Genomic DNA, 15039 nt, shown 5'->3' with positions numbered 1-15039 from the left:
GCGCGGCCGCCGCGTAGGCGACGAAGGAGCAAGCGGCGGTCGCGCAAACGCGAGCCACAAGAGGGCCGCGAACACGCCGCGCCGAAGGCGTGGCCAAACAACACAGCCCGCGAACCCCCAGCGCCGCAGGCGCTGGAAAAATCAACACCGTGAACCGTATGGCGGCGCTGCACGGCAGGATCGCGGGTGAGGTCGACACCTCCGCGCGGCGGCGGGCGGAGTACTCCTCGGACGCGTCGAACTATCGGGTTCTCCCGGCGGCGGTCGTCTTTCCGCGGACCGACGAGGACGTCGCGGTCACCTTGGAGTTCGCCCGAGCCGAGGGCCTGCCGGTGACCGCGCGTGGCGCGGGGACGTCGGTGGCGGGCAATGCGATCGGTCCCGGGCTGGTGCTCGACTTCAGCAGGCATATGAACCGGATCGTGGCGATCGATGCGGCCGCGCGCGTGGCCACCGTGCAGCCGGGCGTGGTGCTGTCGGAGTTACAGCGTGCGGCCCGTCCGCACGGCCTGCGCTTCGGACCGGACCCTTCGACACAGAATCGCTGCACGCTCGGCGGCATGATCGGCAACAACGCGTGCGGACCGCGTGCCGTCGCGTGGGGCCGCACCTCCGATACGGTGCGCGAGTTGCGCATCCTGGACGGCACCTGCACCGAACGCATACTGGCCGCAGACCTGTCCGCGGTGCCGGGTCTCGCGGAATTCAGCCGGGCAAATCTCGCGGTGCTGCGCACCGATCTCGGGCGCTTCGACCGCCAGGCGTCCGGATACGGTTTGGAACATCTGCTGCCCGAGCGCGGCGCGTCGGCGGCGAAGGCGTTCGTCGGCAGCGAGGGCACCTGCGGTCTGCTGCTGGACGCGACCGTCGAGCTGGTCGAGCTGCCCGAGGCCACCGTGCTCACGGTGCTCGGCTACCCGGACATCGCCACCGCGGCCGACGATGTCGCCGCCGTGCTGGCCTGCGCGCCGATCGCGGTCGAGGGCATCGACGCGCGGCTGGTCGACGTGGTCCGGACGCATCGGGGAAGGGTGCCCGACCTGCCGCGCGGTGGCGGTTGGCTGTTCGTGGAGACCGCGGGCGCGACGCAGGCCGACGCGCTGGCCGTCGCACAGCGGCTATGCCAGACGGTGGGCGCGATGGACAGCAGGATCGTCACCGATCCCGGTACCGCCGCGCAGCTGTGGCGGATCAGGGCCGACGGCGCGGGGCTGGCCGGTCGCACGCCGGACGGGCGCCCGGCCTGGCCGGGCTGGGAGGACGCGGCCGTCCCACCAGAACGGCTCGGCGCCTACCTCCGCGATTTCGCCGCGCTGACGCGCGAGCACGGTGTCGACGGGCTGCTGTACGGGCACATCGGCGACGGCTGCATCCACGTCCGCCTCGATCTTCCGATCGCCGACGCGCCGCACCGCTTCCGTGCCTTTCTCTTCGACGCGGCGGAGCTGGTCGTCCGGCACGGCGGTTCGCTGTCCGGCGAGCACGGCGACGGCCGGGCTCGCTCCGAGTTGCTCTCGGCGATGTACTCCCCCGCGGTGCTCGATGTCTTCGCCGGGTACAAGGCCTTGTTCGACCCCGGCGACATCTTGAATCCGGGCGTGCTCGTCGCGCCGCGTCCGATCGATGCCGACCTGCGGCTGGCCGGACTCGGTGACGTCGGCACGTCGAACGGTTACCCGCTCGGAGAAGACGACGGCGATATGGGCGTCGCGGTGCACCGCTGCGTCGGCGTCGGCAAATGCCGGGCCGACGGCGGTTTCATGTGCCCGTCCTACCAGGCCACCCGGGACGAGAAGGACAGCACACGCGGGCGGGCGAGGGTGCTGCAAGAGGTGGTGCGCGGCGCGCTGCCCTGGTCGTCGGAGGCCGTCGCCGAGTCGCTCGATCTGTGCCTGTCCTGCCGGGCGTGCCGGTCGGACTGCCCGGCGGGCGTGGACATGGCCACCTACAAGTCGGAGACGCTGCATCGCCGCTACCGCCACCGGCTCCGGCCGACCGATCACTATTCGCTGGGCTGGTTGCCTCGATGGCTGTCCGCCGCGAGCCGGATGCCGCGGGTCGTCAACGCGCTGGCGGGCCGTACCGCGCTGCGTCGAGCCGGGCTGCGGGCGGCGGGCATCGACCCGCGTCGTGAGGTGCCGCGCCTGGCCGCGCGTACCTTCCGCCGCATCTGGCGCGATCTGGACGAAGGCGCGCGCTTGGCCGAGTCCGCCTACGCGCCCGAGGTGCGGGCCGAAAGCGGTGTCTCCGGCGAGGTGATGCTGTGGATCGATACCTTCACCGACGCGTTCGACCCGGAGATCGCCTTGGCCGCGGCGCGGCTGCTGGCCACCTTGGGCTACCGCGTCCGGATCCCCGAGCACCGCGTCTGCTGCGGACTCACCTGGATCAGCACCGGTCAGCTCGACGGCGCCCGCGCTCGGTTGCGGGCCACGTTGACCACGTTGCAGGAGCACGTGGAGGCGGGTGGCGTGGTCGTGGGACTGGAACCGTCCTGCACCGCGGTTCTGCGCACGGACCTCACGGAATTGTTGCCGGACGATCCCAGATCCGCCCCGACCGCCGCCGCGGTGCGCACCTTGGCCGAATTCCTCGCCGATCAGCCCACCTGGCGCCCGCCGCAGCGCACCGGCCGATCGGTGGTGGTTCAACCGCATTGTCACCAGCACGCGATTCTCGGATTCGATGCCGATCGCCATTTATTAGCCAGTATGGGCGTGACGGTGACGGAAATCACCGGGTGCTGCGGTCTGGCGGGAAATTTCGGAATGCAGTCGGGCCATTACGACATTTCGGTCGCAGTGGCCGAGAACGGCATGCTCCCCGCGCTGCGCGCCGCGGGAGACGACGCGATCCTCCTCGCCGACGGCTTTTCCTGCCGCACTCAGGCTGCGTCCCTCGCTGGGCGCCAGGCGCGGCATATCGCGCAATTTCTTCTGGGCGAGTGATTTTCGGGCGCCCGCCGGGCAGGCCGGGCGGGCGCCGCGCGGTTCAGCTGCCGAACGGCAGGGTGCCCGGCGGAATCTGGTAGCCCGAGCTGCCCGCGGAAACTCCACCCCAGGCGTTGAGCAGCCAGTTGAGCAGATTGGTGATCATCGAAGAACCTCCGTCATTGCTACTGCCAGACATTTGCCGAACGAAAACAATATCGCCATGAATCTCATGCCGTTACATCTGATTGCGAAACCATAATCATGTGCGATTGGTATGAAAGGCTTTAAGTGTGGTTCAGATAATAATCCGCGTCTCCCGGTGGAGGGGGACGCGGTGCCGCGCGCCGCACCGGGCAGAATGTCTCGGGTGCGCAGCCTGACGGTCGAGCCGGGAGCCAGCCGGACCGTGACCACGGATCGGCCTATCGATCTGGCGTGCACGCTCGCTCCCCTCGGTCGCGGCACCGGCGATCCGTGCCACCGGGTAACCGGCGACGGCGCGCACTGGCACGCCTCCCGTCTGCCGACCGGGCCGGTCACCTACCGCCTGGCCCAGTCCGATCCGCGCACTGTGCAGGCCCGCGCCTGGGGGCCGGGCGCGGCGGAATTCCTCGCGGGTCTCGAGCACATGCTCTGCCTGGACGAGGATGTGTCGGCGTTTCTCCCGGATCATCCGAAACTCGTCGACGCGCATCGCCGTTTTCCGGGGCTGCGCATGTTGCGCACGGGCTTGGTCTTCGAAGCCCTGGTGCCGTCGGTGCTGGAGCAGAAGGTGCACACCGTCTCCGCGTGGGCGTCGTGGCGGAAATTGGTGCGGCAGTACGGCGAACCGGCGCCCGGCCCCGCACCGGAGGGAATGCGGCTGCCGCCGGACGCGGACACTTGGCGGCGGGTTCCCTCCTGGGTCTACCACCGGGCCAATATCGGACCGCAACGCGCGCAGACCATCGTGCGCGCGGCTCGGATCGCCGAATCGCTGGAGCGGGCGGCCCTGGTCGATCCGGTCGAGGCGGCACGAATGTTGTGCAGTGTCCCCGGTATCGGGGTATGGACGGCCGCGGAGATCGCGCAGCGGGCTTTCGGCGACGCGGACGCGCTGTCGGTCGGCGATTATCACCTGTCCGCCGCGGTCGGCTGGACTCTGCTCGGCCGTCCCATGGATGACGATGCGATGGTCGAATACCTCGAGCCGCTGCGCCCGCACCGTTATCGGGCGATCCGCCTGCTGGAAATCAGCGGCCACTTCCACAAGCCGAAGTTCGGCCCCCGCACCCCGCTGACCGATCACACCTGGCACTGAGTTCACAGCGGCCCCTCGGCGCGTTCACTTTTCCGCAGTTTTGCCCATTCTTTATCAGTCGGTTCCGGCCGGAGAAAAGCGAAACTAGAGGTAGTCGCGCCACACTCGGCCATCGCCGCATTCTCATCGGTACGCGAACGGTAGCGAGAGGCGTTCCGTATGGCGCGCACCTCATCGTCGAACCACACAACTGCAGGGGGTTGTCAGTGGAGCAGAGGCCACTTGGGGATACACCACGAGCCAGATGCCTGTTCTACCGGCGGGAATGCGATCTGCCCGCCGTTGTGGATCCGCCCGAACTCGGCCGGATCGTGATGCGCGCCGGGTCGGTGTGGGCGTTGACCATGCCGAGCGGTCTGGGTCAGGCGGTCAAGGCGCACATGCAGAGCAAGAGCGTGCGGCTGGGCCCGATCCTGGCGCACCCGCGCTCGAATCGATGGACCTTCCTGATCGCGCCGGACCTGCCGGAAAACGATACGCGCCTGTTCGCGGAGTTGTTCCGGCTCAACGTCTCGGTCTGCCGCACGGGGTCGACGATCGCGTTGCCGTCCCCGACGGCGTCGGTCGGCGCGATTCGGTCTTGGATTGTGCCGCCACGGAACAGGTTTCGCCCGTCCGGCCGGGTGGTCGTCGCGGCCATTCATGCGTGGGCGGAGCCCGCACCACGCCGCCGCTGAGCGTCGGCGGCGAATCACGTGGCCGACCCGGAGTACCGGCCCGTTTTCGTGGGTTGTTCGCCCGACAGCGCCGATCGGCGGCGGTACTATCGGGCGCGCGTGAGTGCGCCAGCGGTGGTGCTGGGTTCTCGGTCCGTACACACGTCTCCCACGGCAGATAGCGAAGGAGTCCGTCTCGTGAGCATTCAAGGCAACACGAACATCGACCTGTCCGGCGCCACGTGGCGAAGGGCCGGGGAAGGGGCGGGCAACGACAGCGTCGAAGTGGCGCTGCTCGCCGACGGACACGTGGGGATGCGCAACGGGAACGATCCCGAGGGGCCGGTGCTGATCTTCACGCCCGCGGAGTGGGCCGCCTTCACTGCCGGTGTGCAGGACGGAGAGTTCGACCGGCCGCGATAAGGCACGGCCGCCTTCGTAGATCACGGAATGACACATTTTCGACAACGAAAAGACGTTTGTCGAGGCTGAACACGGGTAATCCATCATCCGTGGACCGAGGGCTCAAGAGTTCCCATCCCCGGTACCGGAAATTGCGGCCGGACGATTGGGTGGAATGGCTGATCGTCGCGCTGTTGTTCGCGGTGTCGGCGGTCGGAGTCTTCGTCCTCACCAGCTCGCTGCTGTCGGCGCTGTTCGTCGGCCTGCTGGTGTGGGTCGTGGCCCTCGGCGTCGTGGCCATGTTGTAAGGGTGCGCCGACCGGCCGGGGATCGCCCCGGCCGGTTGTCCGGCGTCCTATCGGCGGAACAGCTTGTTGCCCAGCCAGACCAGCGGGTCGTACTTGCGGTCGGCCACCCGTTCCTTCAGCGGGATCAACGCGTTGTCGGTGATCTTGATGTGCTCGGGGCAGACCTCGGTACAGCATTTGGTGATGTTGCACAGACCGAGCCCTTGCTCGTCCTGGGCGAGTTCGGTGCGGTCGCCCGCATCCAGCGGATGCATCTCCAATTCACTGATCCGCATCAAATAGCGCGGCCCGGCGAACGCTTTCTTGTTCTCTTCGTGGTCACGTACCACGTGACAGGTGTTCTGGCACAGGAAGCACTCGATGCACTTGCGGAATTCCTGCGAACGTTCGACGTCGACCTGCTTCATCCGGTACTCGCCCGGTTTGAGATCGGCGGGCGGCGTGAAAGACGGTATCTCCCGCGCCTTTTCGTAATTGAACGACACGTCCGTCACGAGGTCCTTGATCACGGGGAAGGTGCGCATCGGCGTCACCGTGATCACTTCGTCCTGGGTGAAGGTGGACATCCGGGTCATGCACAGCAGGCGCGGCCGCCCGTTCACTTCGGCCGAACAGGAACCGCACTTGCCCGCCTTGCAGTTCCACCGCACGGCCAAATCGGGCGCCTGGGTGGCCTGTAGCCGGTGGATGATGTCGAGTACGACCTCGCCCTCGTTCACCAGCACGGTGAAATCCTGCAGTTCTCCGCCGTCGAGATCGCCGCGCCATACGCGGAATTTGGCGTCGTAACCCATCGTTACGCCTCTCGCTCCGTCGATTGCCCGGCCGCGGCCGGGTGCCCGGCGAGTTCATCCGGGGTGTAGTACTTCTCGAGCTCGCCGAGATCGAAGAGGGCGAGCAGGTCCGATCGCATCGGGATCTGATCCTTTCGCGTCACGGTGACGCCGGGGATCGGATCGCCGGCCGTGCCCGGATCCACCGCGCAGACCAGCAGTTTGTTCCGCCAGTCGGGGTCCATCGACGGGTGGTCGTCCCGGGTGTGCCCGCCGCGGCTCTCGGTCCGCAGCAGCGCCGCGTGCGCCACGCATTCGCTGACCAGCAGCATGTTCTGCAGGTCGAGCGCGAGATGCCAGCCGGGGTTGAACTGGCGGTGGCCCTCGACGGTCACCTGGCGGAACCGGGCACGCAACTCGCCGAGTTTGTCGATCGCCTCGCGCACCTCGTGTTCCTTGCGGATGATGCCGACCAGGTCGTTCATCGTCTGCTGCAAATCGGTGTGCAAGGTGTAGGGGTTCTCGCCTTTGCCATCGGCGGGCGGATCGAACGGCGCCACGGCGGCCTTCGCGGCGTTCGTGACATCGTCGTCCGCGACCGAGGGCCGCTCGCCGAGCTGTTCCACATAGGCCGCCGCCCCGAGCCCGGCCCGGCGGCCGAACACCAGCAGGTCGGACAGCGAGTTGCCACCGAGGCGGTTGGACCCGTGCATGCCGCCGGAACACTCACCCGCGGCGAACAGACCTGGCACCGTGGCCGCACCGGTGTCCGGATCGACCTCGACTCCACCCATCACGTAGTGACAGGTCGGCCCGACCTCCATCGGCTCCTTCGTGATGTCGACATCCGCCAGCTCTTTGAACTGATGGTGCATCGAAGGCAGTCGTCGCACGATCTCCTCGGCGGGCATCCGGGAAGCGATGTCGAGGTAGACGCCGCCGTGCTCGGTGCCGCGCCCGGCCTTGACCTCCTCGTTGATGGCGCGCGCGACCTCGTCACGCGGCAGCAGGTCCGGTGTGCGGCGAGCGGAGTCGTTGTCGCGCAGCCACTGGTCGGCCTCTTCCTCGGTCTCGGCGTACTGCCCCTTGAAGACCGGCGGAATGTAGTCGAACATGAACCGCTTGCCCTCGGTGTTCTTCAGCACCCCGCCGTCGCCGCGCACGCCCTCGGTGACCAGGATGCCCTTCACGCTGGGCGGCCAGACCATGCCGGTGGGGTGGAACTGCAGGAACTCCATGTTGATCAGCGTCGCGCCCGCGCGCAGCGCCAGCGCGTGCCCGTCGCCGGTGTACTCCCAGGAGTTCGAGGTCACCTTGTACGACTTGCCGATGCCGCCGGTCGCCAGGACCACCGCGGGGGTCTCGAAGAGGATGAAGCGGCCGGATTCGCGCCAGTAACCGAACGCGCCGGAGATGCGGTCGCCGTCCTTGAGCAATTCGGTGATGGTGCATTCGGCGAAGACTTTGATGCGCTTCTCGTAGTCACCGGTCTCGGCGAAATCCTCCTGTTGCAGCGACACGATCTTCTGCTGCATGGTGCGGATGATCTCGAGGCCGGTCCGGTCGCCGACATGCGCGAGCCGCGGGTAGGTGTGGCCGCCGAAATTGCGCTGGCTGATGCGGCCGTCCGCCGTCCGGTCGAACAGCGCCCCGTAGGTCTCCAGTTCCCACACTCGATCGGGCGCCTCCTGAGCATGCAATTCGGCCATGCGCCAGTTGTTCAGGAACTTGCCGCCGCGCATCGTGTCCCGGAAATGGACCTGCCAATTGTCCTTCTCGTTTGCGTTGCCCATCGCCGCCGCGCAGCCGCCTTCGGCCATCACGGTGTGCGCTTTGCCGAACAGCGACTTGCACACCACCGCGACGGACAGGCCGTGCTCCCTGGCTTCGATGACCGCCCGCAATCCGGCGCCGCCCGCTCCGATCACGACGACGTCGTACTTGTGCCGTTCCACTTCTGCCATGCAGAGAAACTCCTCGATGAGGCGGTCAGTCGATGAACCGCAGGTCCGAAATCGTTTGGCTGGCAACCAACATGACGTAGAAGTCGGTCAGCACGAGCGTGCCGAGAGTGGTCCAGGCCAGCGCCATGTGCCGGGTGTTCAGCTTGGAGACCTGAGTCCAGAACCAGTAGCGCACCGGATGCGCGGAGAAGTTCTTGAGCCGTCCACCCGCGATGTGCCTGCACGAGTGGCACGACAGCGTGTAGGCCCACAGCAGGATCACGTTGACCAGCAGCACGATATTGCCGAGGCCGAAACCGAAGCCGCCGGTCTTGCCGTGGAAGGCGACGATGGCGTCGTAGGTGTTGATCACCGAAACCACCAGGGCCACATAGAAGAAGTAGCGATGCGCGTTCTGGACGATCAGCGGCAGCCTGGTCTCACCGGTGTACTTGGCGTGCGGCTCGGCTACAGCGCAGGCGGGCGGGGAGAACCACACCGCCCGGTAGTAGGCCTTGCGGTAGTAGTAGCAGGTCAGGCGGAAACCGAGCAGGAAGGGCAGCACCACGAAGCCCAGCGGCAGGATCGCGGGCAGATCGCCGAAGGGGGTGCCGAAATGGCTGGAGCCCTCGACGCAGGAAGTGCTCAGGCACGGTGAATAGAACGGGGTCAGATAGTGATAGTCCGGGACCCAATATGCCGTGCGCACATACGATCTGATCGTCGCGTAGATGACGAACGCGGCTAGCCCGAGCACCGTGACGAGTGGGGGGATCCACCATCGGTCGGTGCGCAACGTGCGATCCGAGATTCGGGCCCTTGTTCTGCTGAATACGCCGGTGCCCGCTTCGGGGGCGGCGGTCGGTGCGGCACTCACAGGCGGATGCCTCGCTGATCTTGTGTGCGGGTGGTCATCGTTACCTCCGCGATCGAATGTGATGCTGAGCACCATACGACACGTGCGCTATTGATCGAACGGGGTCTCGACAAACATGCCCCGCCGTCAACCATATGATTTGCGCCACATCAGGCACGCCTCATGCTCGTCTACGCGGGTTCCGGGCCAACCGGACTTTTCGAAGTCACCTTCCGCGAAACAAGATTCGAGCAGGCAAAAACCGGATGCCGGAATTGCCTCTTCAACCGTCGTGCGAAGACATTGATCGTCGGCCATATCCGACCGGAATCAACCTGTTGACCTGCTCGAATGCACCCGGCAACGCCAGGGTGCGACCGGATCGCCGGTGCAGGCGGCTGCACGCGCCGCGCGGCCTCGCCGGGTGTCGGCCTCGGTGGTGTGCCCGCCGTGGTGACCGAACGCCCGGTGCGGGAACCGACACGGGTGGAAGTCTCGGCGCCGGTGCGCGGGAGAACGACTCGATCGTCGCGCCGGGCAAGGTGAGTACCTTCATCGCGCTCGGTATCCGGGCGGGGTGAGCAGCTTGCGCACCATGGCGGATCGCTGCACGAACGGGGTCGTGCGGAGGACCGATACGGCTCAGACAGCCATCGCGCACTGTGCGATCACGGCGTCGCCGGGCGCCAGGTTGCCGGGCCCGCGCGCAGCCCGGTCGCACGGGTGCGGCCGCCACGGCAGGTATCGGGCAGTGCCGCGATGGGCGGCTCGCGCCGCCCCACCCCGGAACTACTTCGTCCGCGGACGGGAGTGGAAGCCGAGCCCCTCGTCCTGTGCGCCCATCCAAGCGGCCTCGTCGGACTTGCTGTCCGGCACGTAGATGACGTCCTGGGCGGTCCGCCGCACCTCGGGCGGCGGTGACTGCTCGAGTTCGTCGGCGTCGATGGCGAGGCGCTCGAGGTCGTTCTCCAACCGCAGCACCGTGCTGGCGTCGCCGTACTGGCTGCGGAGTACGCCGATGGATTGCCGGAGTTGGCCGACCGCGTAGCGTAGTTCCGCGAATTCGCTGCGAGTCATCGATACCTCCTGAATTCCCTGGCGGACATGCGAACTCGGTGCCGTGACGCGCGGTTGCCCGTTGGCCTTGCGCCGCGCTGTACCGAGTCGTGTGACCCACCACACAACGTGATCTACAACACAGTACCGAAAGAATCCGATCCTGGCTCGCGCGAGGTCGAAATCCGATGGTTGCCGATCGATTGCCGAGCTCAGCCAGCGGCGGCGTACCCGGCACCCGATGGCTCCGCGGCGAACGCGCGCTCGGCGAGTCCGGCGATGGACAGCGCGACTTCTTCGGCCCGCTCGAGCAGCACGCTGTGCCCGGCGCCTTCGAGCCGGACCAGTTCGGAACCGGACAGCTGGGAGGCCAGTGCCACCGAGTGCGCGAACGGGAAGATGAGGTCCGCCGAGCCCGCCAGCACCAGCGTGGGAATCGCGCCGAGCCGGTGCAGAGTCGCCGTCTCGTCGAAGGTGATCAGCGAGTGCAGGAATCCGGCCATGGTCAGCAGCGGCGTGTCGTTCAGCATGGCCGTGGCCAGCGCGGCGATCCGCGGGTTCACCTTCCGCGTGCCGAATTCGGCCTCGCGCAGGATCGGCGTGAACAGGCGGCGGGTCAGGTGCCTGGACGCCTGCATCACCCTCGGGGCGTGCGTGACGGCGGCTTGCAGCGAGTTCACTGCCCGCCGGTTCAACAGGCGCGCCAGCCCCACCTCGGTGATCCCGGCGGCAGCGGCCGCGAGCAACCCGACACCTGTGATCCGCGTGCCGATGGCTTGCGGGTAGAGCCGGGCGTAGGCGAGCACGACCATCGCGCCCATCGAGTGGCCGACCAGGATCACCGGACCGGTCGGCGCGACCGTCCGCAACACGGTGTCCAGGTCCTGCCCGAGCTGTTCGATGGTGTAGGTCGACGGATGCGCCACCCCGGATTCGCCGTGGCCGCGATGGTCGTAGAACACCATCCTGGTGTCGTCTCCCCACTGCCGCAGGAGGTGCTCGCGCAGGTAGGTCCAGGATTCGGTGCGCAGGCAGTGGCCGTGCACGAAGACGACGGTCGCGAGGGCGTCGTCGGCGCCGAAGACGCGGACCGCGAGAGGAACGCCGTCTTCGGCCGGCACTGTGACGTGGTGGCCGTCGTGATCGGCGGTGCGGCGGGCGATGGTCGTGGACATGGCACCCTCCTGTGGGCGCGGCGCATGTTCGGCGCCTCTTGCCCAGATGTCGCACTGGATTTCCGCCCCGTTAACCCCCTACACCTGCCGTTACGCACACGTTGTCCAACCGAGGCTGCCGGTCGATCGAGCAGCTGGGCTGCGCCCGCACAGAAAAATCTACGAAATGGTAGTGGGAAAACTAGATAGCTTTAGATTGCCTGATCGCTATGTGCGGCACGCTCGCGAGAAAAATCTGCGGTTCTCTAGGGGAATTCCGATATTGGCGAATAGTTCGCGAGCGACCGCCCGCCGCACGCTGGGGGGCGTGCGGCGGGTCCGCTACCGCTCAGGCTTCCGCGCGGGGACGCGTGGACGGCAGGAATGGATGCAGGAGGTTCTCCTCGGTGGACGGACCCATCTGCCACTCCGCGATCCACGGGCCGGTCCCCTCACTCGGGTCGAGCACGCCGCCCTCCAGCCATTCGTAGCGGCCGTCGAGCACGCCGCGGGTGAGGGTGCGGTCGTCGTCGTCGGTGTTGTCCCACAGCGCGTCGAACAACTCGCGTACGCGCAGCCGCGACTGCCTGCAGAAGGTGTCCGCCAGTTCTTCGGCCGCCTTGCCCTCCGGCGCGTCGGCGGCGCGCAACGCGTGGGCTCGCACGCAGGCCGCCGACATCGCGAACAGCTCGGCGCCGATGTCGACGATCCGGCCGAGGAAGTTCTGCCGGTACTCCAGGCCCGCCTGCCACCGGCCCATCGCGTACATCAGGGACCTGGCCTGCTTGCGCGCACTGCGCTCGACGAATCGCAGATGCCGGGCCAGCACGCCGAACTCGGTATACGCCGCGGGTACCGTCCCCGCGCCGACCGCGAGCTGCGGGAACCACTTGGCGTAGAAACCAGTCGCGCCGACCGCGGCCTTCGCCTTGTCCTTGAACTCGGCCTTGCGGTCGACCAGCGCGCCGGCGGCCGCCATGTGCGCGTCGGCCATCTCCCTGGCGATCAGCAACCGCATGATCTCGCTGGAGCCTTCGAAGATGCGGTTGATCCGCAGATCGCGCACCAGCTGCTCGGCGGGAACGGCCCGCTCGCCCCGCGCGGCGAGCGAGGCGGCCGTCTCGTAGCCGCGGCCGCCGCGGATCTGCACGAGTTCGTCGGCGATCCGGCAGCTCATCTCACTGGCCCACAGCTTGGCCAGCGCCGCTTCGATCCGGATGTCGTTGCGGCCCTCGTCGGACATGGTGGCCGACAGATCGAGCGCCGCTTCCAGCGCGAACGTCGTCGCCGCGATGAACGCGATCTTCTGACCGACGGCCGCGTGCTCGCCGACCGGCCTGCCCCACTGCACCCGCTGAGTGCTCCACTCCCGCGCGATCTTCAGCGACCACTTCGCGGCGGCGGTGCACAACGCGGGGATGGCGAGCCTGCCCGCGTTCAGCGTGGTGAGCGCGATCTTGAGGCCGTCGCCCTCCCGGCCGATCAGGTTGCGCTTGGGCACCCGGACGTCGTGCATCCGGGTCAAGCCGTTCTCGATGCCGCGCAAGCCCATGAACGAGTTGCGCCGCTCGACGGTGATGCCCGGTGAGTCGGCTTCGACCACGAACGCCGAGATGCCACCGCGGTGCCCCTCGCTCTTGGGCACGCGTGCCATCACCACCAGCAACTCGGCGACCACGCCGTTGGTCGTCCACAGCTTCACGCCGTTGAGCAGGTAGGCCTCGCCGTCCTCGGTCGGCGTCGCGGTACTGGCCATTCTGGCCGGATCGGAGCCGACGTCGGGCTCGGTGAGCAGGAACGCGCTGACCGCCCCGGCCGCGCAGCGGGGCAGGAACTCGGCCTTCTGCTCGTCGGTGCCCGCCAGCTTCAGCGGTTCGGGCACCCCGATCGACTGATGTGCGGACAGCAGCACGCCGAGGCTCGGGTGCGCCGAGCCGACCAGCATCAACGCTCGGTTGTAGCCGAACTGGGAAAGTCCCTGGCCGCCGAACGATTGTGGGATCTTCAAGCCGAAGCAACCGAGTTCGGCCAGGCCCTTGACGTACTCGTCCGGGATCCGGCTCTCCGCTTCGATCACCGATCCGTCGATGGACTCGCACAGCGTCCGCAGCCGGGACAGGAACGCCTCGGTCCGCTCGGCGTCCTCGGGGCTGGGCTCCGGATACGGGTGGATCAGGTCGAGCCGGAACCGCCCCAGGAACATTTCCTTGGCGAAGGACGGCTTGGCCCAGCTCGTTTCGCGGGATTCCTCGACCAGTGCGCGGGCCTGTTCTTCGGTGGCGTCGACTTTCGCGGCTGTCGCCATGGTGTCCTCCCTCGGACGTGATCAGGATCACATCCGAGTGTAGGAGGGTTTGTTACCCATCGGTAGGCCTGCTGGTCGAGATAAATCTACGAATATCTATTGATCTTGAAAGAAGGGCGAATAGTTGGCAATCAATCGCTGCGCGTGGCAGGCGGCCGCTCAGACCGAGCGCAGATAGCGGCCGAAGTGCGGCACCGTGAATCCGATCGTGCCGCGCTCGGCGGAATAGATGAGACCTTTCTTGATCAGGCCGTCCCGGGCGGGCGAGAGGGAAGCCGGTTTGCGGCCGAGTTCGTTGGCCACCGCCGCGGTCGCCACCGGGCCGTCGTCGCCGGACAGGTCGGCCATGGCGCGCATGTATTCCCGCTCCGCAGGGGTAGCCCGCTCGTAACGGGAACCGAAGAATCCGACCGCCAGCTCTTCCTCGGCGGCGGGCGACGCCACCTCCACATCCTCGGCCGTGATCGGGCTCTCCGGCGCCTGATCCCATGCGGCCTTGCCGTACGCCTGCACGAAATACGGGTAGCCATCGGCCTTGCTGTACAACGAGTCCAATGCCTCGTCGGTGAACTTCACATCCTCGCGCTGGGCGGGCGCGATCAGCGCTTGGTCGGCGGACTCCCGGTCCAGGCGGTCGATACGGTGATAGCTGAATAGTCGCTCCGAGTAGCTCTTCGAGGCGGACAGCACCGCGGGCAGGTGCGGCAGGCCCGCCCCGACCACGATCAGCGGTGCGGCGTCCTGGCTCAGTTCGTGGCACGCGCCGCAGATCGCGGAGATGTCGGCGGGCCCGAGATCCTGCATCTCGTCGATGAAGATCGCGATGCCGACGCCGATGTCACCGGCCAGCGCCGCCGCCTCGACCAGCAGCTCCACCAGATCGATCTCGATGTCGCCGGAATCGGCCCGGCCGCTCACCGCGGGCACGTCGATGCCGGGCTGCCAGCGTTCCCGCATGCCCTTGTCCGCAGTGGACCGCAGCGCGAAAGCCTTGAGGATGCCGAGGAAGTCGTCCACCCGTTCCGGATTGCGGTGCGCCGTCGCGATCGCCCGCGCCGCCATGTGCAGCGCCGAGGACAGCGGGCGGCGCAATTCCTGGTCCGGGCGCGCCTCGATCTTGCCGGTGCCCCAGCCGCGCGAGATGGCGGCCGAGCGAAGCTGGTTGAGCAACACCGTCTTTCCGACGCCGCGCAAGCCGGTGAGCATGACGCTGCGTTCCGGCCTGCCACGCGCGACGCGTTCGAGCACGATGTCGAAAGCCGTGAGTTGCTTGTCGCGCCCGGCCAATTCGGGCGGGCGCTGTCCCGCCCCAGGGGCATACGGATTCCGCACGGGGTCCATGCCCCGACACCG

At 67.5% G+C, this 15039-nt stretch carries 12 protein-coding genes; 5 read left to right on the top strand and 7 right to left on the bottom strand.

Annotated features, from left to right (window positions below):
- The first annotated feature begins 158 nt into the window (after window positions 1-158).
- From ACWEO7_RS08355 to ACWEO7_RS08335, 5 genes are all read left to right on the top strand, one after another.
- Complete coding sequence (locus tag ACWEO7_RS08355) at window positions 159-2948, top strand: FAD-binding and (Fe-S)-binding domain-containing protein (protein WP_452421879.1); 2790 nt, start codon at window positions 159-161, stop codon at window positions 2946-2948.
- Between the two features lie 343 nt (window positions 2949-3291).
- A complete protein-coding gene (locus ACWEO7_RS08350; protein WP_452421877.1) occupies window positions 3292-4233 on the top strand; it encodes a DNA-3-methyladenine glycosylase family protein in 942 nt (313 codons plus the stop codon).
- Between the two features lie 284 nt (window positions 4234-4517).
- Window positions 4518-4910, top strand: coding sequence for a DNA-directed RNA polymerase subunit beta (locus ACWEO7_RS08345; RefSeq protein ID WP_452421865.1), 393 nt, complete (start codon window positions 4518-4520; stop codon window positions 4908-4910).
- A 177-nt stretch (window positions 4911-5087) separates the two neighbouring features.
- The gene (locus tag ACWEO7_RS08340) at window positions 5088-5312 is read left to right on the top strand and encodes a DUF397 domain-containing protein (protein WP_355071076.1); all 225 of its coding nucleotides are present in this window, start codon (window positions 5088-5090) and stop codon (window positions 5310-5312) included.
- An 89-nt stretch (window positions 5313-5401) separates the two neighbouring features.
- Window positions 5402-5599, top strand: coding sequence for a hypothetical protein (locus tag ACWEO7_RS08335; RefSeq protein WP_379249548.1), 198 nt, complete (start codon window positions 5402-5404; stop codon window positions 5597-5599).
- Between the two features lie 47 nt (window positions 5600-5646).
- Here ACWEO7_RS08335 and ACWEO7_RS08330 read toward each other — a convergent pair whose 3' ends face one another.
- From ACWEO7_RS08330 to ACWEO7_RS08300, 7 genes are all read right to left on the bottom strand, one after another.
- Window positions 5647-6393: a succinate dehydrogenase/fumarate reductase iron-sulfur subunit gene (locus ACWEO7_RS08330; protein WP_452421863.1), complete on the bottom strand. Its 747-nt coding sequence runs from the start codon at window positions 6391-6393 to the stop codon at window positions 5647-5649.
- 2 nt (window positions 6394-6395) lie between these two features.
- On the bottom strand, window positions 6396-8336 hold the full coding sequence (locus ACWEO7_RS08325) for a fumarate reductase/succinate dehydrogenase flavoprotein subunit (RefSeq protein ID WP_452421861.1): 1941 nt from the start codon (window positions 8334-8336) through the stop codon (window positions 6396-6398).
- Between the two features lie 25 nt (window positions 8337-8361).
- Complete coding sequence (locus ACWEO7_RS08320; RefSeq protein WP_355071083.1) at window positions 8362-9192, bottom strand: hypothetical protein; 831 nt, start codon at window positions 9190-9192, stop codon at window positions 8362-8364.
- Between the two features lie 768 nt (window positions 9193-9960).
- On the bottom strand, window positions 9961-10248 hold the full coding sequence (locus ACWEO7_RS08315; RefSeq protein WP_452421859.1) for a hypothetical protein: 288 nt from the start codon (window positions 10246-10248) through the stop codon (window positions 9961-9963).
- A gap of 191 nt (window positions 10249-10439) precedes the next feature.
- Window positions 10440-11402: an alpha/beta fold hydrolase gene (locus tag ACWEO7_RS08310; RefSeq protein ID WP_452421857.1), complete on the bottom strand. Its 963-nt coding sequence runs from the start codon at window positions 11400-11402 to the stop codon at window positions 10440-10442.
- 328 nt (window positions 11403-11730) lie between these two features.
- Window positions 11731-13686 (bottom strand): acyl-CoA dehydrogenase family protein, encoded by a 1956-nt coding sequence (locus tag ACWEO7_RS08305; RefSeq protein WP_450019126.1) that lies wholly within the window; start codon window positions 13684-13686, stop codon window positions 11731-11733.
- Between the two features lie 159 nt (window positions 13687-13845).
- The gene (locus ACWEO7_RS08300; protein WP_355071089.1) at window positions 13846-15027 is read right to left on the bottom strand and encodes an ATP-binding protein; all 1182 of its coding nucleotides are present in this window, start codon (window positions 15025-15027) and stop codon (window positions 13846-13848) included.
- Between the last annotated feature and the right edge of the window lie 12 nt (window positions 15028-15039).

This window comes from Nocardia sp. NPDC004260 (assembly GCF_053603155.1).
The sequence above is the reverse complement of the archived record's forward strand: the minus strand, read 5'-3'. Positions and strand labels throughout refer to the sequence as shown.